The sequence below is a fragment of the Amycolatopsis azurea DSM 43854 genome (genome assembly GCF_001995215.1).
Taxonomy (GTDB): domain Bacteria; phylum Actinomycetota; class Actinomycetes; order Mycobacteriales; family Pseudonocardiaceae; genus Amycolatopsis; species Amycolatopsis azurea.
The window spans coordinates 208,228-231,032 of record NZ_MUXN01000004.1 but is presented as its reverse complement, the minus strand read 5'-3'; the positions used below and the strand labels follow the sequence as shown (position 1 = coordinate 231,032).

20 protein-coding genes and 1 tRNA gene are annotated in these 22,805 nt (G+C 68.6%); 9 read left to right on the top strand and 12 right to left on the bottom strand.

Annotated elements, in window-relative coordinates; all coding sequences use genetic code 11:
- The first annotated feature begins 30 nt into the window (after positions 1–30).
- Positions 31–1,464, top strand: a complete 1,434-nt coding sequence (gene wsfD / locus B0293_RS07490; RefSeq protein WP_005150378.1) for a glycan biosynthesis hexose transferase WsfD — start codon at positions 31–33, stop codon at positions 1,462–1,464.
- Between the two features lie 3 nt (positions 1,465–1,467).
- On the opposite strand, the gene B0293_RS07485 is transcribed toward wsfD, so the two are convergent.
- A complete protein-coding gene (locus B0293_RS07485; RefSeq protein ID WP_005150379.1) occupies positions 1,468–3,231 on the bottom strand; it encodes a hypothetical protein in 1,764 nt (587 codons plus the stop codon).
- A 146-nt stretch (positions 3,232–3,377) separates the two neighbouring features.
- On the opposite strand from B0293_RS07485, the gene B0293_RS07480 reads away from it, so the two are divergent.
- The gene (locus B0293_RS07480) at positions 3,378–4,115 is read left to right on the top strand and encodes a hypothetical protein (RefSeq protein WP_005150380.1); all 738 of its coding nucleotides are present in this window, start codon (positions 3,378–3,380) and stop codon (positions 4,113–4,115) included.
- 22 nt (positions 4,116–4,137) lie between these two features.
- Here the strand turns inward: B0293_RS07480 and prfA are convergent, their stop codons facing one another.
- Positions 4,138–5,208, bottom strand: a complete 1,071-nt coding sequence (prfA, locus tag B0293_RS07475) for a peptide chain release factor 1 (RefSeq protein WP_039915323.1) — start codon at positions 5,206–5,208, stop codon at positions 4,138–4,140.
- A gap of 93 nt (positions 5,209–5,301) precedes the next feature.
- A complete protein-coding gene (rpmE, locus tag B0293_RS07470) occupies positions 5,302–5,529 on the bottom strand; it encodes a 50S ribosomal protein L31 (RefSeq protein ID WP_005150382.1) in 228 nt (75 codons plus the stop codon).
- A gap of 223 nt (positions 5,530–5,752) precedes the next feature.
- On the opposite strand from rpmE, the gene B0293_RS07465 reads away from it, so the two are divergent.
- Positions 5,753–6,298 (top strand): hypothetical protein, encoded by a 546-nt coding sequence (locus B0293_RS07465; RefSeq protein WP_005150384.1) that lies wholly within the window; start codon positions 5,753–5,755, stop codon positions 6,296–6,298.
- 275 nt (positions 6,299–6,573) lie between these two features.
- Here the strand turns inward: B0293_RS07465 and rho are convergent, their stop codons facing one another.
- From rho to argS, 6 genes are all read right to left on the bottom strand, one after another.
- Entirely contained in the window at positions 6,574–8,580 is a 2,007-nt protein-coding gene (rho, locus tag B0293_RS07460; protein ID WP_005150385.1) for a transcription termination factor Rho, read from the bottom strand.
- A 436-nt stretch (positions 8,581–9,016) separates the two neighbouring features.
- On the bottom strand, positions 9,017–9,898 hold the full coding sequence (thrB, locus tag B0293_RS07455; RefSeq protein WP_005150386.1) for a homoserine kinase: 882 nt from the start codon (positions 9,896–9,898) through the stop codon (positions 9,017–9,019).
- Positions 9,895–10,956 (bottom strand): threonine synthase, encoded by a 1,062-nt coding sequence (thrC, locus tag B0293_RS07450; protein ID WP_005150387.1) that lies wholly within the window; start codon positions 10,954–10,956, stop codon positions 9,895–9,897. Before thrC ends, thrB begins: the two co-directional genes overlap by 4 nt.
- The gene (locus B0293_RS07445; protein ID WP_005150388.1) at positions 10,953–12,263 is read right to left on the bottom strand and encodes a homoserine dehydrogenase; all 1,311 of its coding nucleotides are present in this window, start codon (positions 12,261–12,263) and stop codon (positions 10,953–10,955) included. The genes thrC and B0293_RS07445 overlap by 4 nt, the downstream gene beginning before the upstream one ends.
- A 3-nt stretch (positions 12,264–12,266) precedes the next feature.
- Positions 12,267–13,700 carry a diaminopimelate decarboxylase gene (gene lysA / locus B0293_RS07440; RefSeq protein WP_005150389.1) on the bottom strand — a complete coding sequence of 478 codons (1,434 nt, stop codon included), beginning with the start codon at positions 13,698–13,700 and terminating at the stop codon, positions 12,267–12,269.
- Between the two features lie 5 nt (positions 13,701–13,705).
- Positions 13,706–15,361 carry an arginine--tRNA ligase gene (gene argS, locus B0293_RS07435; RefSeq protein ID WP_039915176.1) on the bottom strand — a complete coding sequence of 552 codons (1,656 nt, stop codon included), beginning with the start codon at positions 15,359–15,361 and terminating at the stop codon, positions 13,706–13,708.
- Between the two features lie 203 nt (positions 15,362–15,564).
- Between argS and B0293_RS07430 the strand changes: the two genes are divergently transcribed.
- Positions 15,565–16,359: a DUF3105 domain-containing protein gene (locus B0293_RS07430; RefSeq protein WP_005150393.1), complete on the top strand. Its 795-nt coding sequence runs from the start codon at positions 15,565–15,567 to the stop codon at positions 16,357–16,359.
- Positions 16,360–16,368: 9 nt separating this feature from the next.
- Positions 16,369–17,082: a DUF305 domain-containing protein gene (locus B0293_RS07425; RefSeq protein WP_005150396.1), complete on the top strand. Its 714-nt coding sequence runs from the start codon at positions 16,369–16,371 to the stop codon at positions 17,080–17,082.
- 4 nt (positions 17,083–17,086) lie between these two features.
- Here the strand turns inward: B0293_RS07425 and B0293_RS07420 are convergent, their stop codons facing one another.
- Positions 17,087–18,010, bottom strand: a complete 924-nt coding sequence (locus B0293_RS07420; protein ID WP_005150399.1) for a cation diffusion facilitator family transporter — start codon at positions 18,008–18,010, stop codon at positions 17,087–17,089.
- A gap of 151 nt (positions 18,011–18,161) precedes the next feature.
- On the bottom strand, positions 18,162–19,286 hold the full coding sequence (locus B0293_RS07415) for an epoxide hydrolase family protein (protein WP_005150400.1): 1,125 nt from the start codon (positions 19,284–19,286) through the stop codon (positions 18,162–18,164).
- 78 nt (positions 19,287–19,364) lie between these two features.
- On the opposite strand from B0293_RS07415, the gene B0293_RS07410 reads away from it, so the two are divergent.
- A complete protein-coding gene (locus tag B0293_RS07410; protein WP_005150406.1) occupies positions 19,365–19,802 on the top strand; it encodes a MarR family winged helix-turn-helix transcriptional regulator in 438 nt (145 codons plus the stop codon).
- A 65-nt stretch (positions 19,803–19,867) separates the two neighbouring features.
- Positions 19,868–19,940 (top strand) — tRNA-Arg (locus tag B0293_RS07405).
- Between the two features lie 49 nt (positions 19,941–19,989).
- Here B0293_RS07405 and B0293_RS07400 read toward each other — a convergent pair.
- Complete coding sequence (locus B0293_RS07400) at positions 19,990–20,361, bottom strand: ankyrin repeat domain-containing protein (protein ID WP_209437239.1); 372 nt, start codon at positions 20,359–20,361, stop codon at positions 19,990–19,992.
- 160 nt (positions 20,362–20,521) lie between these two features.
- Between B0293_RS07400 and B0293_RS07395 the strand changes: the two genes are divergently transcribed.
- Both B0293_RS07395 and B0293_RS07390 read left to right on the top strand, forming a co-directional pair.
- Complete coding sequence (locus tag B0293_RS07395; protein ID WP_005150411.1) at positions 20,522–21,142, top strand: hypothetical protein; 621 nt, start codon at positions 20,522–20,524, stop codon at positions 21,140–21,142.
- Between the two features lie 107 nt (positions 21,143–21,249).
- Positions 21,250–22,805: alpha/beta hydrolase (locus B0293_RS07390; protein ID WP_077241260.1), on the top strand; the 1,556-nt coding region annotated here is incomplete at its 3' end.

Below are 22,805 nucleotides of genomic sequence, written 5' to 3'. Positions count from 1 at the left end.
CACACTTCGGCGTCTTCTAGGGTGGCGCGGGTGAAGTTCCGGGAGATCCGACTGGCATCGGGTGTGTTTTTCGCCGCGCTCGGGGTGCTCCTCGTCCGTTTCCTCGTTCCTCGGCCGATCGGCATGGCCGACAACGGTGACGGCTGGCGCATCCTCTGCCGTCTCGGCGCCCGCGAGATCGACCGGCCTTCGGAGCACTTCGTCCGCTTCTCCTACGGTCCGGCCCCGGCCTGCACCAGCGAGTACATCTCCAGTCAGAGCTGGATCGACAAGATCGCCGGCGGGGCCGGGCAGCTGCTCGACCTGCCGGGGATCCTGAACCTGCTGGTCCTGGGAGTGCTGGGCTGCCTGCTGGTCGCGGGCGGGATCGCCGCGATCGTGGTGGCCCTGCGTCTTTCGGTCCGGAACAGCGTCATCGCCACGATCGCGCTGCTGCTGGTCGCGGCGGACTCCGCGTTCTTCGGGTATTTCGCCTCGGTGCTGAGCGAGGGCGCCGCCTTCGTCGGAATGCTGTTGCTCGCCGGCGGGCTCCTGCTGATGCACCGCACCGGGACGTGGCGCTACACCGGGGCCGCGATCACCATGTTCGGCGCGATGATCGGGATCAACGCGAAGTCGCAGACGCTCCTGCTGATGCCGATCTTCGCGCTCGCGCTGCTGTGCGTCCGCCCGGCGAGCGGCCGCGGCATGGCGCGCTGGGGTCTGCCGCTGGCCGTGCTCGCCGTCGTCTCCACGGGGACCGTGCTGACGCAGGCGACGGGCGACTCGGCCAACGCGGAGTACCGCGAGGCCAACATGTACCACGTCGTGTTCAACGGGATCGTGGACGGGAAACACGATACCGCCGGCGACCTCGCCGCACTGGGCCTCCCGCCGAGGTACGCCCAGTACGTCGGCACCGGCTGGTGGAGCGAGAACCCGGCCTGGCGCGACCCCGAGTACGCCCGGTACCGCGACCAGATCAGCCGCCGGAACGTCGCCCGGTACTACCTCGGTCATCCGGGGCGCGTGGTCGAGATACTGCACCGGTCCGCGCAGGAGACGCTGACCGCGCGCGTGCCGAACCTCGGCAGCTTCGGCGAGCGCGCCGGGCAGCCGCCGCTCGCCAAGGAGTACCGGGTCCCCGTCCTGTCCGGGATCACCGGCTGGATCGCCCCGCTGGGACTGTTCGCCCTGCTGCCGATCTGGCTGCTCATCGGCTGGGCCGGGCTCCGCGCGTTCCGGAACCGCGTCGGCCGCCGCGACGTCGGCATCGTGGTGCTCATGTTCCTGCTCTTCGCGATGGGCCAGTTCCTGGTGTCCGGTCTCGCCGAAGGCATCGAGAACATCAAGCATCAGCAGCTGACGATCTTCCCGACCCTGCTCGCCGCCGCCCTCGCGGCGCTCTCGTTCCTGCCGCGGCGCGAGGAAGAGCCGCCGGCCGCCGTGGAACGCGAGCCGGAGACGGCGTCCGTCACCGGCTGATCGTCAGCGCGCCGGTGCCCAGAATCCCGCGAAGCTGCCGCAAGCGACCCTGGCCCCGCCGAGCACGTCCTTGATCCGGCCCTCCACACTGCTCAGCCCGATCGTCGGCGCGTCCGAGGTGACGGCGCCGGGCACCGGTTCACCCGCGCTCAGCGAAACGGGATCGACCGTCTGGAAGAGGACCAGGTAGTCCCCTTCCCGGTCGAGACGTTCCGCCGCCTCGACCATCCTTTCCGGACTGTCGCCGGTCATTTCGATCGGGATCGGCCAGTCCATCGGAAAGGGATTCCGGACACCGAAAATCGGGGCGACGAAAGAATTGTGCGGCAGCACCGCCACCCTCGACGCCGGGTAGTGGTCCAGACAGCCGCGGATCTGGGCGACATAGGTGTGGACACCGGGATTCGTGCGGACGCCGCGCATCGAGGGCGCGACGTCGCCCAGATCCTTCGTCAGTTCACCCTGCGGCCTGTCCGCATACGGCGCCTTGTCGTGCGCGGACATCAGCAGGAGGCCGGCGAGCACGAACGCGGTCGCGCCGAGCACACCACCCGCGAGCCTGGGCACCCGCGGCCGATCCGGCGGCACCACGGCTTCCAGTACCCCCAGCGCGAGGATCCCGGTGAGCAGTCCCGGAAGTGGATAGCCCCAGGACAGGCCGGCCATCCAGCCGAGTGCGGCGATCGCCAGGTGCTGCCAGGGCAACCGTTTTCGGACGACGGCGTCGAGCACCGCGGCGAGCAGGAAGAGCCACAGCAGCGTGACCGGCCAGCTGCCCACGTGCTCGAACCCGCCGTCGGCGACGACGAACACCACCACGGCCCCGACGCACAAACCCATCACGAGCCGGAGCCGACGTCCTGGCTCGCCGAGTCGTTCGCGGACGGACCACGCCACGGCGATCACCGCCACCGCGAGCAGCACCGGGAGGAGGTACGTCCTCGGATCGGCCCGGCCCTCGAAGTCCGCCGCCCAGAACCGGAAAAGACTCTCGCCCCACGTCTGGGTGCCACCGGTGAGCTGCGCGATCGCCGACGGGAGTCCCCCGGCGACGGTGACCATGCCGAAGTACAGCAACGGTGCCGCGCCGAGTACGAGGACGTCACCCAGCAGGCGCGGCCACTTCTTCGGCGGCGCGGCGGGATGGAACAGGAGGATCAGCAGACAGATCGGCGCGGCGAACACGAAGCTCTGCTTGACGATGATCGCGAACCCGAGGCAGAACAGCCCGAGCAGGCGTCGCCACCGCGAGCCGGAACGCAACCCGCTGTCGAGCGCCCACCAGCCGACCGCGACCAGGAAGACCCCGTCGACGGTATGCCAGGCCATCAGCGGATACGTGTTCAGGCAGACCAGCGCGGCGGCGAAAACCAGGCCGAGCCGCAGCGGACCCCAGTCCAGCGGCGAAGTCCCGGTCAGGAACGCGACGAGGGCGAACGTGGCGACGATCAGCTGCACCATCATCACGAAACTCGAGCCGATCATCAGCGGCGCGGGGACGAGATGGTCGATCAGGTGCAGGTAAGCCGAACCGAACGGTCTCGGCCCGAGGAAATCGACGTGCGGGATCTCGCCGTGCAGGACGCGCCACACCTGCGCGAGCACGAATCCCTGGTCGGTCGGATTGAAGCCGAACCGGCCGATCCTGGCGACGACGACCGCGCTGAGCAGGAGTGTTCCCGCTCCGAGCAAGAAGGCTCGCGGAGCACGTTTCCGGATCGCCGGAATCGGTCGTTCCCTGATGTTCAGGTCGTCTGCGTGCGCCACGAATTGTGTTTCCCCCTGCGAATTTCCCTCACTCTCCAAAACCGTAGCGGAAACAGGGAATCAAGGACAGGCCGACTGTAGGCCCACCGGCACCGCACGTACGCTGTGCACACCTGTCAGCCACGAAGGGGCCACTCGAAGCAGCCATGGATCTCCGGGAAACAGATGTCGTCACGCGGATATCCGCGAATATCGACACCGAGGATTTCACCGCGGCCGCCGAGCTGGGAGAACGTTTCATCGGCGACTTCGAGGCCACCGAATTCGAGATCTGCCGGGCCGACCCCGAAGGCGGCTGGAAGGGCTACCTGGTCTCCGTCGGCTATCGCACGCCTCCCGCCGAGGACGAAGATCCCGCCGAAACACTGCACCGGGCCGCCTTGCCCGCGCTTTTCCACTTCGGACTGAATGCGGAATTCTTCGAGATCCACGGCACGCCGGAGACCGGCCAGTACGGAAGTTACGACGCCTGCGACACCCCGACCGAAGGATTCACGCTCTATTCACTGATGGCCGCCGTCGGCGGCACCGACCCCCGTGAGCCCGCGTACGTCACCAGGCACGATTTCACCCCGCGCGCGGAAACGGATGTCATTTCGCGAGTGCATCTTTACGTCCCCACCGGGGATCTGCGGCTGGCCGTGGGCCTGTGCGGCCGTCCCGCGACCGACCTTTCGGCGTCGCTGGTCCGGATCAGCACGGACGCGGGCCCCTGCGAAGCGGTCCTGCTGTCGGCGTTTCCGGCTCTCGACGGGGAAAGCGGCGAAGAGGCGCAGAGCCGGGTCACGAACGAGATCACCGAGAGGCTTTCCCGGGTGAGCATGTCGGTGCGGGCCATCCACACCGGACTGGACGACGACCCGTTCTACACCGAACCCGGCTAGCGGGCCCGGCGCGGAACGGCTGTCAGCCGGCGTGGGCGGCGAGCCGCTCTTCGCGGTCCGCGGTGATGAGCGCGTTCAGCACCCCGTCGAGGTCGCCGTCGAGGACCTGATCCAGGTTGTAGGCCTTGTAGTTCACCCGGTGGTCGGCGATGCGGTTCTCGGCGAAGTTGTAGGTGCGGACCCGCTCGGAGCGGTCGACGGTGCGGACCTGCGAGCGGCGCGCGTCCGACGCCTTCGCGGCGGCCTCCTCCTCGGCGATCGCCTGAAGACGGGCCTGGAGCACCTGCAAGGCACGGGCGCGGTTCTGGATCTGCGACTTCTCGTTCTGGCACGAGACGACCACCCCGGTCGGCAGGTGCGTGATGCGCACGGCCGAGTCGGTCGTGTTCACGCTCTGGCCACCGGGCCCGGACGAGCGGTAGACGTCGATCCGCAGGTCGTTCGGGTCGATCTCGACCTCGACGTCCTCGGGTTCGGGGTAGATGAGCACGCCGGACGCGGAGGTGTGGATGCGGCCCTGCGACTCGGTGGCGGGCACGCGCTGCACGCGGTGCACCCCGCCCTCGAACTTCAGCCGCGCCCAGACGCCGTCGACGTCGGCCGAACGGCTCTTGATGGACACGGTGACGTCCTTGAAACCGCCGAGGTCCGAGTCGACCGAGTCGAGCACCTCGGCCTTCCAGCCGTGACGCTCGGCGTAGCGCAGGTACATGCGCAGCAGGTCGCCGGCGAACAGGGCCGACTCCTCGCCGCCTTCACCCGATTTGATCTCCATGACCACGTCGGAACCGTCGTACGGGTCGCGCGGAAGGAGCAGTTCGGTGAGCTTGGCCTCGAGCACGGGGATCTTGGCGGCGATCTCCTCGGCTTCGGCCGCGAAGGCCGCGTCTTCCGCCGCCAGTTCCTTCGCCGTCTCGAGGTCTTCGCGGGCCGTGTCGAGCTCGCGGACCGTCTTGACGACCGGGCTCAGCTCCGCGTAGCGACGACCGAGCTTGCGTGCGCGCGCCTGGTCGGCGTGCACGGACGGGTCGGCCAGCTGCTCTTCCAGCTGGGCGTGCTCTTCGAGCAGACCCTTGAGCGAACTCGAATCCACCACTCCACCTCTCGACGGCCCGGGCAAAACCATGGCTGAAACACCAAAAAAACGGCGCCTACCCGGACATGCGGGTAGGCGCCGTCGATCAAGCTACTTGGCGTCTTCGGCCTTCTTGCGCTTGCCGTAGCGAGCCTCGAAGCGCGCGACGCGGCCGCCGGTGTCCATGAGCTTCTGCTTGCCGGTGTAGAACGGGTGGCAGTTCGAGCAGATCTCGACGTGGAGGCTGCCGGAGGTCTTGGTGCTGCGCGTGGTGAATTCGTTGCCACAGTCACAGTTGACGTGCGTGACGACGTACTCGGGGTGAATACCGCTCTTCATGGTGTCCTCTCTCGTTGGCCCCGGGTCCCCGTTCGGGGTGAACCGGTGCCGGACTTCAGCGGATGATTTTGCCAGATGTGCTGGCAGTGGCGTCAACGCACCCCTCCCCCGGTATATTCCAGCACGTTGAGTTATCAACTATCGACGCCGAGTTGTACGAAATTTGTACTTGATCACGAGACCGTCTTCTCTGTTGGTAATTCCTCAACAGGAGGTACTGATCATGCGCACCATCCTCGCCAAGGTGGCGAAGCCGGCGTCCGTCGCCGCGCTGGCCATCGCGGCCCTCGCCGTGGCTCCGGTCGCCGGGGCCGCCCCGGCCGCCCCCGAAGCGGGCGCCACCATCACCGCCGCCGACATCAACCCGGCCGCGGGAACCTTCACCACCGTGCCCGAAGGCGACCTGTCCATCCAGGGCGCCGGTGACGGCACTCCCGCCGGCGCCGTCCAGTGGTACAAGAACCACGCCGGCTCCACCGCGTACCAGGGCCTCTGCGAGAAGGCCGCCGAGAACGCGTACGGGACCACCGGCGTCTGGGCCTCGGCCAACGCGCACTGGAACGGCGCGAGCCCGAAGCACACGACCGGGACCCCGCCGAAGGGCTCCTTCGTGTACTGGAACATCAGCCAGTGGGGCCACGTCGGCATCGCCGACGGCTCCGGCGGGATCTACGCCTCCAGCATCGGCGGCAAGATCGGCCACGCTTCGAGCGTGAACTACTTCAACAACTACCGCGGCTGGACCCCCGCGGCCGTTCCGCACCGCTGAGCCCTCGGGTCTCGTAGTCAGCGCGCGGAAGCGCGTGAAGGCCCCCTTCCCTCGGCTGAGCCGAGGGAAGGGGGCCTTCACGCGCTTCAGGGGTGTGGGCGGAGGTGACAGCACCTGCCGCACCCGACGTTGTGAAAGCCACTTTCGCAACGCTGAACGTTGCGAAAGTGGCTTTCACAACGTCGCTTCGCCCCGCCAGTGCCCAAGTACATGAAGGCCCCCTTCCTTGCGCCTGGCGCGAGGAAGGGGGCCTTCATGTACTTACAGAACGAAACTCAGTCGTCGTCGTTCGAGCCGAGGGCCGTCTTCGAGACCTGCATGAGGAACTCGATGTTGGTCTTCGTCTTGCGCAGACGCGAGATCAGCAGGTCGATGGCCTGCTGCGAGTCCAGCGCGTGCAGCACCCGGTGCAGCTTATGGGTGACCGCGAGCTCGTCCGGCGAAAGCAGCAGGTCTTCCTTGCGGGTACCGGACGGGTTGATGTCCACCGCGGGGAACACGCGCCGCTCGGCGATCTTCCGGTCGAGCTTGAGGTCCGCGTTCGCGGTGCCCTTGAACTCTTCGAAGATGACCGTGTCACCGGTGGACCCGGTCTCGACCATCGTCGTGGCGAAGATCGTCAGCGAACCGCCGTTCTCGATGTTGCGCGCCGCGCCGAGGAAACGCTTCGGCGGGAACAGCGCGGTCGAGTCGACACCACCGGAGAGGATCCGGCCGGACGCCGGGGCCGCCAGGTTGTAGGCGCGGCCCAGACGGGTGATCGAGTCGAGCAGCACGACGACGTCGTGGCCCATCTCGACCAGGCGCTTCGCCCGCTCGATGGCCAGCTCCGCGACCGAGGTGTGGTCGGACGGCGGGCGGTCGAAGGTCGAGGCGATGACCTCACCCTTCACCGACCGCTGCATGTCGGTGACCTCTTCCGGACGCTCGTCCACGAGCACGACCATCAGGTGGCACTCGGGGTTGTTCGTCGAGATCGCGTTCGCGATGTCCTGCATGATCGTCGTCTTGCCGGCCTTCGGCGGCGACACGATCAGCGCGCGCTGTCCCTTGCCGACCGGCATCACCAGGTCGATGACGCGGGTGGTGAGCTTGTGCGGCTCGGTCTCGAGGCGCAGCCGCTCGTTCGGGTACAGCGGGGTCAGCTTGGTGAACTCGGGACGGCGCTTGGACTCGTCCGGCTCCAGGCCGTTGATCGAGTCGACGCGCACCAGCGGGTTGAACTTCTGCCGCTGCTGCTCGCCGTCACGCGGCTGGCGCACGACACCGGTGATGGCGTCACCGCGACGCAGGCCGTACTTGCGGACCAGCGACAGCGAGACGTACACGTCGTTCGGCCCGGCGAGGTAGCCCGAGGTACGCACGAACGCGTAGTTGTCGAGCACGTCCAGGATGCCCGCGACGGGCAGCAGGACGTCGTCCTCGCGGATCTCGGTGTCGGGCGAACCGCCCTGCTCACGGCCACCGCCGGAACCCCGGCGGCGACGGTCGCGGAAGCGACGGCCGCGACGGCCGCCTTCCTCGTCGTCGTCCCCCTGCTGGCCCTGGCCCTGACGCTGGCTGTTGTCCTGGCCGCCGCCCTGCTGGTTGCGCTGGCGGTTGTCCTGGCCGCGGTTGTCGCGGTTGCCGTCACGGCCGCCATCGCGGTTGCCGTCACGACCACCGTCACGGTTGCCCTGACGGTTGCCGCCCTGCTCACCGCGGTCGCCCCGGTCACCGCGCTCACGCTGCTGGCCGCCCTGCTCGGGCGAACCCGCGGCACGGTTGGAGCCGCGACGACGACGGCCGCGGCCGCCCTCTTCCTGCTGCGACTGGCCGTCCTGCTGCCCGTTGTCCTGCTGCGCGGGCCGCTCCGCGGCGGGCGCGGCGCCGTTTTCCGAAGACTTCTCGGTCTTCTCGGTCTTCTCGGCGCGAGGAGCCTCGGCCGGGGCGGTTTCCGCCTTCGGCGCTTCGGCCTTCGGGGCCTCCTGCTTCGGGGCCTCGGTCTTGGGCGCGTCGGCCTTCGGGGCCTTGCGCGGTGCATCGATCCCCTCGAGCGGAAGCGTTTCGCTCGCCGCGGCGGGGGACTTGCGCTTGGTCTTGCCCTGGCGCTCGCGGATGGCCGCGATCAGGTCGCCCTTGCGCATACCGGTGGTCTCGCCGATGCCGAGTTCCCCAGCGATCGAGCGCAGCTCGGCGACGGTCTTGCCGGTCAATCCGCCGACCGTGCGCTTGGGAGCGACGACGCCGTTCGACTCGGCGGCGCCACCTTCGACGTCGCTCAAAAGATCGGTGTTGCTCACAAATGTCCTTCCTGACCGATCCACGCCTCCAGGTGGATCAGCGGACCGCCGCTCGCGTCCGATTGCGAAACGGCGTAATTGGCCCCCGATACGGGCTAGCAACTCCTCGGCCGTGTTGAACACAGCTAGAAGGCCTCCAGCACAGGGATTTGCGTCCTCCATATGGAGGAAGCGGAATTCGGCACCGCCGGAACCGGGAACCCGCCTGTGTCAATCTGCCAGCCCCCGCTTGCCAGGCTGTGCTAGTCGCCGGACGTCCTGCGGAACTGGCGGATCAACGAAGGATGCGGGCCAAGGATGACACTGGTCACCTGGACCGGCACCGGGTGCGGAAACGCACGGTGATCGAACGCCCCCGAGGGTAGACCGCGCCACGGCCGGGTGCAACAACCACCCCCCGCGTGGCGGGATGGGGCTCCGGCATGTGACCGAGGCTTTACTGAGCCGCAACCTGTACGCCGCCCGGATCGATCGGCAGCTCGGTGACGTCGAAAGATGTAACGTCGACACCCGTCGGGAGTATTCCGCCGGTGGTCAGCGCGAGCACGGTCGGACCGGCTCCGGAGATGGCCGCGGCCACCCCTTCGGCCCGCAACGCGCGCACCAGTTCGCTGCTCGCCGGGTACGCGGGCGCCCGGTAATGCTGATGGAGCCGATCTTCGGTCGCGGAGAGCAACAGGTCGGGGCGCGCGGTGAGCGCGTGCACCGCGAGCGCCGCGCGACCGGCCGTGAAAGCCGCGTCGGCGTGCGGGACCTGGGCGGGAAGCAGTCCGCGCGTCGCGTCGGTCGACGAGCGCAACGCCGGGACGGCGACCACGGGCCGGATGTCGTGATGCGGCTGGAGCCGTTCGGCGCGGAACCGCTCGCCCTCGTTCCAGGCCACCACGAAGCCGCCCAGCAGGCTCGCCGCCGCGTTGTCGGCGTGCCCTTCGAACCCGGCGGCCAGCTGCAGCGCGTCGTCGTCCAGGGCCTTCTCCGCCAGCGCGTACGCCGCCGCGACACCGGTCACGACGGCGGCCGCGGACGAGCCGAGGCCGCGGGCGTGCGGGATGGCGTTGAAGCAGCGCAGGTGCACGCCGGGCGGCCGGAGGCCGAGGTGTTCGCAACCACGCCGGAAAGCCCGGACGACCAGGTGCGATTCGTCGGTCGGGACGTCGTCCACGTCACCGGCGCCGGCGTCGATCACCTCGATCTTGAGCCCGGCGTCGGTGACCAGGAGTTCGACCCGGTCGTAGAGCGCCAGCGCCAGGCCCAGCGTGTCGAACCCGGGCCCGAGGTTCGCCGAGGACGCCGGGACCTTGATCTTGAGCAGTGTCATCGCAGGTCCAGCGCGGCGGCGACGGCGGTCGGGTCGACGGCGAGCGGCTCGACCTCGACGTTGCCCTCCAGCGCCGTGGCCGGGTCCTTCAGGCCGTGCCCGGTGACGGTGCACACAACGGTCGAGCCCTTCGGCAGTCGTCCGTCGGCGGCCGTGGCGAGCAGGCCCGCGACGCTGGTCGCCGAAGCGGGCTCGACGAACACGCCCTCCTTGCGGGCCAGCAGCCGGTACGCCTCAAGGATCTTTTCGTCGGTGATCGCTTCGAACAGCCCGGCGGACGCGTTCTTCGCCTTCATCGCGCCGTCCCAGGACGCGGGGCTGCCGATGCGGATCGCGGTCGCGATCGTGTCCGGATCGGCCACCGGCTCGCCGTGCACGAGCGGCGCGGCGCCCGCCGCCTGGAAACCGAACATCCGCGGGGTGTTCTTCACCACACCGTCCCCGGCGTACTCCGAATACCCGGCCCAGTAGGCGGTGATGTTGCCCGCGTTGCCGACCGGCAGGCAGTGGATGTCCGGCGCCTTGCCGAGCACGTCGCAGATCTCGAAAGCGGCCGACTTCTGCCCGGCGATGCGCACCGGGTTGACCGAGTTGACCAAGGTCACCGGGTAGTCGATGGCGGTCTTCTGCGCCAGTTCGAGACAGTCGTCGAAGTTGCCGTCCACCTGCAGGATCCGCGCGCCGTGCAGGACGGCCTGGGCGAGTTTGCCCATCGCGATCTTGCCCTGCGGGACGAGGACGGCGCAGGTGAGCCCGGCGCGGGCCGCGTACGCCGCGGCCGACGCGGAGGTGTTGCCGGTGGAGGCGCAGATGACCGCCTTGAGACCGCTGGCGAGCGCGTGCGTGATCGCCACGGTCATCCCGCGGTCCTTGAACGACCCGGTCGGGTTCGCGCCTTCGACCTTGAGGTGGACTTCGCAGCCGGTCAGTTCCGAGAGGTGCGGAGCGGGCAGCAACGGGGTGTTGCCCTCGCCGAGGGTGATCACCTTCGCGCCTGCCGGTACCGGGATCCGGTCGGGATAAGCCTGGATGATCCCGGGCCACGGTTGGGAAATCACTGGTCTTCGCCTTCCACACGCATCACACTGACGACCTGGTTCACCACATCGAGCTTGGCAATGTCGTCCACAGTGGACCGCAGTGCCGCGTCCGGCGCCAGGTGGGTGACCACGACCAGGCTGGCCGTGTCGTTGGCGTCGCGCTGCCGCACGGCGGCGATGCTGACGCCGTGCCCGGCGAACGCCTGGGCCACCTGGGCGAGCACGCCCGCTCGATCGGCCACGTCGAGACTGACGTGGTACCGCGTCGGCGTCTGGCCCATCGGCCTGACCGGGAGCGCGGCGTGCGCGGATTCGCGCGGGCCACGGCCGCCGACGACCCGGTTTCGAGCCACCGCGACGAGGTCGCCGAGCACGGCACTCGCGGTCGGCGCGCCACCGGCGCCCTGACCGTAGAACATCAGCTCACCGGCGGCGTCGGCCTCGACGTAGACGGCGTTGTACGCGCCGCCGACCCCGGCGAGCTGGTGGCCACGCGGGATCATCACCGGATGCACGCGCGCCGAAACGGATTCGGTGCCGTCGTCGGAGGTGACGCGCTCGCAGATGGCGAGCAGTTTCACCGTGCGGCCCAGCACGTTCGCCGCGGCGAGGTCCGACGCGGTCACGTCGGCGATGCCTTCACGGTGCACTTCGGACGCGGTCACCCGGGTGTGGAACGCGAGCGAGGCGAGGATCGCGGCCTTGGACGCCGCGTCGTAGCCGTCGACGTCGGCCGTCGGGTCCGCCTCGGCGTATCCGAGCCTGCTGGCCTCTTCCAGCGTTTCCGCGTAACCGGCGCCGGTGGAGTCCATCGCGGACAGGATGTAGTTGGTGGTGCCGTTGACGATGCCCATCACGCGGGTGATGCGGTCGCCCGCCAGCGATTCGCGCAGCGGGCGCAGCAACGGGATCGCCCCGGCCACGGCCGCCTCGAAGTACAGGTCCACGCCTGCCGCGTCGGCGGCCTCGAACAGCTCCGCGGAGTGCTCGGCCATCAGCGCTTTGTTCGCCGTGACAACGGATTTACCCGCCTTGAGCGCGTCGAGCAGCCACTCCCGCACCGGCTCGATGCCACCGACCAGTTCGACGACGACGTCGACGTCCGGGGAGGTGACGAGCTTCGTCACGTCGGAGGTCACCAGTTCCGGCGGCAGCTCGGGGTGCTTGTCGGGGCGCCGCACCGCGATGCCCGCCAGCTCCATCCTGGCGCCCGCCCTGGCGGCGAGCTCTTCGGCCTGCTCGGTGAGCAGCCGGACGACCTCGCCGCCGACCGTCCCGCAGCCCAGGAGGGCGACCCTGATCACGCGTCCGTCCACAGTAGACACTTGCTAGACCTCCAGGCGCAGCATGTCGTCCGTCGTCTCCCGCCGCAGCAGCACGCGGGAGCTGCCGTTGCGCACGGCCACCACCGCCGGCCGCGGCTGCCGGTTGTACCCGCTGGCCATCGAGTAGCAGTACGCCCCGGTGGCCGCCACGGCGAGCAGGTCGCCGGGAGCAAGGGTGTCGGGCAGCCAGCAGTCGCGGACGACGATGTCGCCGGACTCACAGTGTTTTCCCACGACCCGGGACAGCGCGGCGGCGACCTGGCCGTCCCCGTCGTCGTCGGAGGTCCGGGAGACGAGACGGCAGTCGTACACCGCGTCGTAGAGCGCGGTGCGGATGTTGTCGCTCATCCCGCCGTCGACGCTGACGTAGCGCCGGGCGGCCTTGTCGCCGAGCGAGACGTCCTTGATGGTGCCGACCTCGTACAGCGTGATCGTGCCGGGACCGGCGATGGCGCGGCCCGGCTCACCGGCGATCTTCGGCACCGGGAGGCCCGCGTACTCGCATTCCTTGCGGACGATCTCGCGGATCTGCGTGATCATCTGCGCGGGCGGCGGCGGGTTGTCCTTGTCGGTGTAGGCGATACCGAAACCGCCGCCGAGGTCGACGATGGACAGCTGGTCGAGCAGATCGGCGCCGTGCTCCTTGGCGAGTTCGGCCAGCAGGCCGACCACGCGGCGGGCGGCGACCTCGAAGCCGTCGGCGTCGAAGATCTGCGAACCGATGTGGCTGTGCAGGCCGATCAGCTTGAGCGACGGCGCGTTGAGCACGCGGCGCACGGCCTCGGCCGCGTCACCGGAAGCCAGCGAGAAACCGAACTTCTGGTCCTCGTGCGCGGTCGCGATGAACTCGTGGGTGTGCGCCTCGACGCCGACGGTGACCCGGATCAGCACGTTCTGCACGACGTCGTGCCGGGCCGCGACATCGGCCAGCCGCGCGATCTCGAAGTAGGAGTCGACCACGACCGTGCCGACGCCGGCTTCGACAGCGGCGTCCAGCTCGGACAGCGACTTGTTGTTGCCGTGGAAGGTGATCCGTTCGGCGGGGAACTCCGCGCGCTGCGCGACGGCGAGTTCGCCGCCGCTGCAGACGTCCAGGCTCAGCCCCTGCTCGGCCACCCAGCGGGCGATCTCGATGGACAGGAACGCCTTGGACGCGTAGTGCACGAGCGCCGGGTCGTCGAACGCCTCGGCGTAGTCGGCGCACCGGGACTTGAAGTCGGCCTCGTCGACGACGAACAGCGGCGTGCCGTACTTCTCGGCGAGTTCGCGGACGTCGACGCCCGCGATGCGCACGACGCCGTCTCCGCCGCGGAAAGTGTTGCGCGGCCAGACTTTCGGATACAGCCTGTCGAGTTCTTCGGGACTCGACGGCGGGAAACCGGAGGCGTCGGCGTGGGGGTAGACGTCGGCGTGGCGGGGGCCGGCGGGGTGAGCCATCTTGCTTACATCCGTTCCGGAGCAGAGACACCGAGCACGGTGAGGCCGTTGGCCAGCACCTGACGAGTCGCTTCACTGAGCGCGAGGCGGGAGAACGTGAGGGGGGTGGTCTCCTCGTCGCCCTTCGGAAGGACCCGGCCGACGGCGTTCCACTTGTGGTAGGCGCCGGCGAGTTCTTCGAGGTACCGGGCGACACGGTGCGGTTCGCGCAGCTGTGCGGCCCGGCGGAGGACGGTCGGGAATTCGCCGAGTGTGCGGATCAGGTCGCCCTCGGCCGGCAGCGTGAGCAGTCCGAGGTCGGCGTCGCCATCGAAGGTGAGACCGAGGTCGGATGCGTTGCGCTGCAACGAGGCCAGCCGCGCGTGGGCGTACTGGACGTAGTAGACCGGGTTGTCGTTGGAGTGCTTGCGAAGCAGGTCGAGGTCGATGTCCAAAGTGGAATCGACGGAGTAGCGGATCAGCTCGTAGCGGGCCGCGTCGACGCCGACGGTGCCGACCAGGTCCTCCATGGTGATCACGGTGCCCGCGCGCTTGCTCATCCGGACGGGCTTGCCGTCGGAGACGAGGTTGACCATCTGGCCGATCAGCACCTCGACCACGGCCGGATCGTCGCCGAACGCGGCCGCGGCGGCCTTGAGCCGGGCGATGTAGCCGTGGTGGTCCGCGCCGAGCATGTAGATACAGAGGTCGAAGCCGCGCTTGCGCTTGTCCTGGAAGTAGGCGAGGTCACCGGCGATGTAGGCCGGGTTTCCGTCCTTCTTGATGACGACGCGGTCCTTGTCGTCGCCGTGCTCCTTGGACTTGAGCCACCAGGCGCCGTCCTCGAAGTACAGGTTCCCGGAGTCCTTCAGCCGCTGGACCGACGACGCGACCGCGCCGGACTCGTGCAGCGAGTTCTCGTGGAAGTAGACGTCGAAGTCGGTGCCGAAGTCGTGCAGGCTCTGCTTGATCTCGGTGAACATCAGCTCGATGCCGACCCGGCGGAAGGTCTCGGCCCGCTCGTCCTCGGGCAGCGAAAGCGCGCTCGGCTCCTGCCGGATGACCTCGGCGGCGATGTCGTTGATGTAGCCGCCCGCGTAGCCGTCCTCGGGGGCGGGCTCGCCCTTGGCGGCGGCGATCAGGGACCGGACGAAGCGGTCGATCTGCGCGCCGTGGTCGTTGAAGTAGTACTCGCGGGTGACCTGGCCGCCCTGCGCGGAGAGCACGCGGCCCAGCGCGTCACCGACCGCGGCCCAGCGGGTGCCGCCGAGGTGGATCGGGCCGGTCGGGTTCGCCGAGACGAACTCGAGGTTGATCTTGACCCCGGCCAGCGCGTCACCGAGGCCGTACTTCTCGCCGGCGTCGAGCACCTGCTGGACGATCTGGCCCTGCGCGTCGGCGGCGAGCCGCAGGTTGAGGAAGCCCGGCCCGGCGACCTCGGCCGACTCGATGCCGTCGGCGGCGGCGAGGGCCTCGGCCAGCGCGTCGGCGAAGTCGCCGGGCTTCATGCCCGCCTTCTTGGCCACCTGCAGCGCCAGGTTGGTCGCGTAATCGCCGTGCTCCGGGTTGCGGGGACGTTCGATCGTCACCTTCTCCGGCAGCACGGAATCGTCGAGGCCGCGCGCGGTGAGAACCTGCACGGCTGAGTTACGGACCAGGTCGGCGAGAGCTGCGGGAGTCACTCGCGGAATTCTAGGTGTGACCAGGTCCGGGCTTCGCAGCGACCGCCGGAAGGTGTGAGCCAAGCGGTTGATCTTCTGGCTGTTCACGGTGATCAGACGCGCGGTCTCTACACTGGCCCGCGCAGGGACCACCCCCTTTGGAGAACGCAGGAGCCATGGCTAACGGGACAACCAGAAAAAAGGGCGCGTCGTCGAAGAACGCCATGAAGGCCGCCCGTAGTTCCGTCGTGTCCAAGAAGGGCACGCCCTGGGGCACGATCATCGCGGTCGTCGCGATCGTCGCCCTGGCGGCCTCGGTGGTCACCTATTACATGGTCGCCTCGGCGCCGAAGCGCGAGCAGAAGACCCGTGAAGAGGCCGCTGCCGCCTTCGCGCCTTCGCAGCAGGACCCGGATCCCTCCAAGCGGATCAACGGCGTGACCACGACCACCTACGAGGGGTCCGTGCACGTCACGGCGGCCGAGCGCGTCGCCTACGACAAGACCCCGCCCTACGGCGGCCCGCACGACCAGTCCTGGGCCGCGTGCAACGGCGTCGTCTACGAGAAGGCCGTCCGCAACGAGAACATGGTCCACGGTCTCGAGCACGGCGCGATCTGGATCGCCTACAACCCGGCGCAGATCTCCGGCGACGCGCTGGAGCTGCTGCGGGTCCGCGTCGAGGGCAAGCCGTACACGACGATGTCGCCGTACCCGAACCTCGACAAGCCGATCTCGCTGCAGTCCTGGGGCCACCAGCTGAAGCTGGACAGCGCCTCCGACGAGCGGATCGACCAGTTCATCGCCGCGCTGCGCACCAACCCGTTCGGCGCGTACCCCGAGCGTGACGCCACCTGCGACGCGCAGATCGAGCCGGGCGACTTCGACCCGACCCCGCCGGGGCCGGACGCGAAGCCGATGGACTACAAGGGCACCGCGGGCACCCAGCAGGACCAGCCCGGCGCCGGCCAGCCGTCGCAGCCCCCGGCCACCCAGCCCTCGGCGCCCGCGAGCAAGTAAGTGAGCCAGATGGACCCCGATCTCCAGTACGTCGACGAACCCGGCGACGCGGTGCCACGCGCGGCCAAGAGCCGGTGGCTGGTGATCGGGGCCGCCCTGGTCGTCATGCTGATCCTGGGCTTCGGCCTGGGCGCCCTGACGACCAGGCTGATCGACTCCGAGCCGGAGCAGACGACCCCGGGAGCGGGTTCGGTCGAGGTCGGCTTCGCGCAGGACATGTCGGTGCACCACCTCCAGGCCGTCACCATGGCGGGCTGGGCGCGGGACCACACGACCGATCCGGCGATCAAGACCCTCGCGTTCGACATCGAGCGCACGCAGACCGGCCAGGTCGGCCGGATGAAGGGCTGGCTGGGCCTGTGGGGCCAGCCCGAGCAGGCGACCGGCGCCTACATGACCTGGATGACCGAACCTTCAGGCCACGGCGGACACGGTGGCGCCGACATGAAGCCGTCGAACGGCGCGCCGATGCCGGGGATGGCGACGTCGGCCGAACTGGCCAAGCTGCGCTCGCTGACCGGCAAGGAGATGGACGTCTTCTTCCTCCAGCTGATGCTGCGGCATCACATGGGCGGGACGGAGATGGCTCAGTACGGCAACGACCACACGTCCATCGCGGACGTGAAGTCGCTGACGCGGAGCATGCTCGTCTCGCAGGGTGCGGAGATGGACCTGATGAAGTCCCTGCTCCAGGAACGCGGCGCCTCCCCCTTGCCTGCCTGACCCGCTACCAGGAGAGTTCCCGGCAGCGCTGAGCACATTGGGGCACTTCTATCTGCAAGGTCGCGTGCTCGATCGAGTAGCGGTCCGCCAGGAGGTTCTGCGCCTCGGTCAGCACCTCCGCCTGCTCGACGGTCGGCGCGATGGTGAGGTGCGCCGAAGCGACCTCCATCCCCGACGTCAGCGTCCAGACGTGCAGGTCGTGGACGTCTTCGACGCCCTTCAGCCCGCCGAGTTCGGCCTGGATCCCGGCGACGTCGACCCCCTTCGGCGCGTGCTGGAACAGGATCCGCAGCGCACGCCGGGCGAGCGCGTACGTGCGGGGCAGGACGAACAGGCCGATCGCGACACCGATGATCGGGTCGGCGTAGCGCCAGCCGGTCAGCAGCGTGATCGCGCCGCTCAGCAGCACACCGACGGAGCCGATCAGGTCGGCGAGGACCTCGAGGTACGCGCCCCGGACGTTGATGCTCTCCTCCGCGCCCTTGCGCAGGATCAGGAAGGAGACGATGTTCGCGACGAGGCCCGCGGCGGCGGCCAGCAGCACGGGCAGGCCGGGCACGGCGGGCGGGTCGCTGATCCGGCCGACGGCCTCGACCAGGACGTACCCCGCGACGCCGAACAGCAGGATGGCGTTGCCCAGCGCCGCGAGCACCTCGGCCCGGTAGAAACCGAACGTGCGGGTGAGCGTCGGGCCGCTGCGCCGGGCGAGCAGGATGGCCGCCAGCGCCATTCCGACGCCGAGGACGTCGGTGAACATGTGCGCGGCGTCGGAGATCAGCGCGAGCGAGCCCGTGGCGAACCCGACGATGAACTCCATGACCATGAAGCCGGCACCGATGACCAGGGCGATCGTCAGGCTCTTGAGGTAGCGACCTGACGCGCTCGACGGCGAGGCTGTCCCATGCCCATGCCCGTGCCCGTGACCCATTGCTCCGCCTCTCGTGAAGTCGACAGGCCGAATATATTGTCACATGCGCATATGTGCAATACAGGTGAGCCTAAGTTCACTTTGTCCTAAGCCACACACGGAAGCCATCCCCCAGGAGGGCCTTCCCGAAACCTGAAACCGCCACGCACCGCTACCGGAGTGACCGGAAGAACCCCCGCAGCTGACCGACGAAGGCCTCGGGCTGCTCGAACGCGGCGAAGTGACCACCCTTGGCCAACACGTCGTACCAGCGAAGATCGGTGTAGCGCAGCTCCGCCCAGCGCCGCGAAGGGCGGACGATCTCGCGCGGGAAGATCGAGATACCCGAAGGAACTTCAACCGCGGAGACGTCCCGCTCCTTGTTCTCCCAGTAGATCCGAGCCGACGAAGCGGCCGTTCCGGTGAACCAGTAGACGGAGATCGCGTCGAGCATCTGCCGCCACGAAAGCGCGGTCTCCGGCGAGCCGTCGTTGTCGGTCCACTCCCAGAACTTCTCGGCGATCCAAGCCGCCTGCGCCACCGGCGAGTCGGTGAGCCCGTAGCCGACCGTCTGCGGGCGCGTGGCCTGCTGCTGCGAGTACGCGGACCCGACATCGCGGAACCGCGCGAGGTCACCGATCGCGGCCCGTTCCTCCGGCGTCGGATCCCCCAGCTCGGCCACGTCGTACGGGACGCCCGCCATGTTCACGTGGACGGCGATCATCCGCTCCCGCGCGACCTTGGCGAGCATGTTCGTCACCCCGGCGCCCCAGTCGCCACCCTGTGCGGCGTAGCGCTCGTAGCCGAGCCGCCCCATCAGCTCGTCCCAGGCCCGGGCGATGCGCTCGACGTTCCAGCCCGTCGACGACGGCTTGTCGCTCCAGCCGAAGCCCGGCAGCGAAGGCGCCACGACGTGGAACGCGTCCGCCGGATCGCCACCGTGCGCGGCGGGATCGGTCAACGGGCCGAGCACGTCGAGGAATTCGACCACCGACCCCGGCCAGCCGTGCGTGAGCACGAGCGGCGTCGCGTCCGGCTCCGGCGAACGGACGTGCAGGAAGTGGATCCCGAGACCGTCCACAGTGGTCTTGAAACCCGGGAAGGCGTTGACGCGATCGGCAAGGCCGAAGTCGTAGTCCTCCGCCCAGTACCGGCACAACTCGCGCGCGAACTCCAGCGGGACACCCTGCTCCCAGCCGTCCGCCGTGGCGGGCTCGGGCCAGCGCGTGGCGCGCAGCCGGGCCCGCAGATCGACGATGGCGGTTTCGGGAATCCGGACTTCGAACGGTTCGATCACGGCATACTCCCAGTTCGTTGGTCTCACCAACGCTAGCAGGATTCATTGGTCACGCCAACGGTTCGGTACGCTGCCCCGATGAGCACCGCCCCCGCCCGGCTCCGGACCAAGGCCAGCTGGCTGGTCAACCAGGCCGCCACCGTGGCCCACCGGCTCGCCCTGGACGAGTTCGCCCGCAGCGGCGCCCGCCGCTACCACTACGGGATCCTCGCCGCGATCGACGAGAACGGCCCGTCGAGCCAAGCCACCCTGAGCCGCTGCACCGGCATCGACCGCAGCGACGTCGTCGCCGTCATCAACGAACTCGCCGACACGGGCTACGTCGAGCGCGCTCCCGACCCGGCGGACGGGCGGCGCAACCTGATCACCCTCACCAGCCTGGGCAAGCGGCGTTTGGAGCACCTGGAAGACCTGGTCAGCGACACGCAGGACGTCTTCCTCTCGGCACTGGAACCCGCCGAACGAGAGCAGCTGACGCGGCTCCTGGCCCGCGTCGTCGAGCACCATCAGGGTTAACGACCACCTCGCGCGAGGAGGCCGCGCGGGGTGCGCTAAGCTTCACGAGTCGCTCAGGCGGCAACGCCCTCGTAGCTCAGGGGATAGAGCACTGCCCTCCGGAGGCAGGTGTCGCAGGTTCGAATCCTGCCGAGGGCACACTTTCCGATCGAATCGAATCCTGTTCGCGCCAGTCTGGGCCGGACGGTCACGAGTTCTCTCGGCGGATATCCCATCTTTCGAAGAGGGCCGTCGCCAGCCAATGACCATCCACGAAGGCCATGTGTTCAGCGGTGACACCGCAGCCGCCATTCGAAGGTCGCTTCGGGTCCGCCCCTCGCGCGAGCAAGTAGGCCGTGACATCCACGTGCAGCGGCTCGCCGGTCTGCGTATGACTGTCGATCTCCACATCGATCGCATGGTGCAACAACGTGAGCCCGCCATGCTCTTCATTGATGTCGCCGCCGCCATCGAGGAGTTCACGAAGCAGCGGCAGATCACACATCTCGACAGCCAGATGAGCAGGACTGAAGTCACCCACAGCCAAACCCTCCCCCAATTGCGAAATGAAGTCCGGCATTGCTCGAATTAGCATACCCATTCCAGCGAGCCGGAAGAATTGTCCGCACATTCGGAAAGACGAACCGCCCTACTCCAAGCGAGTGACACATGTCGTCGATCTGTCACATCTGGCGATGATCTTTGCTAGCGTCCGGGGACCGACTTGAGGGGGCTGGGCGATGACAGGGGATCTCGGGCGACGGGCGGCTTTCGGGATGGCGGCGACCGCCGGCGGCGCGTTGCTGGCCGGTGGCACCGCGGGCGCGGCGGAGTCCGCGGCCGGCTCCGCGGCGAACGACAAGCACCAGGTGAGCCCGTCGTTCACCGTGGTGGACAAGCGAGGGCGGCAGCGATTCCTGCTCGACAGCCGTAAGCCGCCGCTGATCGTCGACGGCCAGACCTACCCGCCCGAGCGGCGCTCCGGGCCGGAGAACGGCTCCTATCTGATCTTCAACGACGAGACCGGCGACGAGAAGGGCGGGCTGCTCGTCCACCCCACCGGCGGCCACATCGCCTTCGACTATCCGCACGCGGTGGACGGGATCAACCTCAGCCTGTCCGCGAAGGACGGCGTGGGCGGCGCGGGCCTGACCATCAACGGCATTCCGGATCCCGACGCCGGGCCCGGCGTCCGTGCCACCCCGCGCGCGCTCTTCGGCTGCCACACCGCCTTCGGCGCGCAACTGGCGTTGTGCGATTCCCAAGGGCGTCCGCGAATCGTGCTCCAGGTCGACGAAAACGACCGGCCGACCATCAAGATCCTGGACGGGGACGGCAAGACGGTCAACGAACTGGCCTAGAGCCAAATGCCCGGAACGGATGTCGTCTCCGCGATCTTCGTGAATGCCCGGACGGGACGTCGGTCTTGTCGCTACAGTCCCGACGTCCGATCGAACTGGGGGTTCGAATGAGGAAATTCCTCACCATCGGCCTGTCCGCGCTGCTCACCTTGGGCACCGCGGCGGCCGTCAGTACACCCGCGCACGCCGCTTCACAGCTCGACTTCGGGGCCTGCCCGGCGGATGTCGCTCAGGCGTACCCGGCATTGAAATGCGCGACGGTCAACGTCCCGCTCGACTATTCGCGGCCGTTCGGCGCGCGGATGGACGTGCTCGTCTCGAAACACACCAGCACCGACCCGGCGAAACGACGCGGCACGCTGTTCGTCAATCCCGGCGGTCCGGCGGGTTCCGCGGTGATGCAGGCAGGCAAGCTGTCCCTTCCGGACGCGACCGGGTACACCCGGCTGCCCAAGGAAGTGCTGGAGGCCTACGACATCGTCGGCCTCGATTCCCGCGGCACCGGCCACAGCCAGCCGCTCAGCTGCGTCGGCGAGGACTATTGGCGCCAGCTTCAGCCCGACCCGGACCGCCCCGAGGAACGGGACAAGAGCTGGGAGCGCTGGAAGGCCTTTGCCCGATCCTGCGCGGAAAAGAACGGCGAAAAGCTGAAGTACACGGGCAGCCGCAACGTCATCCAGGACATGGACCGCGTGCGCACGCTGCTCGGCGAGGAAAAGATCAGCTACCTCGGCTATTCCTACGGCACCTACCTCGGCAGCGCGTACGCCGAGCGGTATCCGGACCGGGTCGACCGGATGGTCCTCGACAGTTCGATGAATCCGGTGGAACCGCAGATGTGGTACGGGAACTCGACCGGTCAGGTCACCGCCGGAGTCGCCCGCGAGAAGGCCTACCTGAGCTGGATCGCCCAGTACGACAACGTTTTCCACCTCGGCAAGAGCTACGAGGAGGTGAACACGGCCTGGCAGAAGCTGCTCGGCGACTTCCGGAAGGCGCCGCGCGGGCCGATGAAGAACGTCGGCGCGGTGGAACTGCTGGACGTCTACATCGCCAACCTCTCCCACGAGCTCTACTGGGAACCGCTCGCGAAGGCGATGGCCGACTACGTGCTGCGCGGTGACGATCGTGCCGTGCTGGACTGGGCGACTCCGTCGGGTGGAGCGGCGGGCGAGAGCTTCATCGCGGGGATGATCTCGATCGCCTGCGTCGATTCCGACGCGCCGACGGACCGGACGAAGATCGAGCGCGACTTCGGTGAGCTGGCCAAGACCAGCGATTTCGCTTGGTACAACGTGTCGATCCCGTCCGCCTGCGCCAACTGGCCGGTGCACGATCAGCGGATCGTGCCGTCGGGGAAGAACCTGCCGCCGATGCTGATGTTCGGCGTCGAGGGGGATTCCGCGACGCCGTACGTGAACACGGTCGCGATGCACGAGCAGCTCCCCAGTTCGGTGCTGGTGACCGAGCGCGGGGCGGGCACCCACTGCGTGTTCGGCGCCCACCCGGCGATGCTCAACCGGGAGGCGCAGCGGATCGGCAAGGACTACCTCGTCGATGGCCTGCTGCCGAACGGTGACCTCGACATCGCGCCGCATCCGCTGCCGGTGCCGAAGGCGGGAACCGCGGCGGCCGCGCGGCCGGCCGTCGTCTCACAGCACTC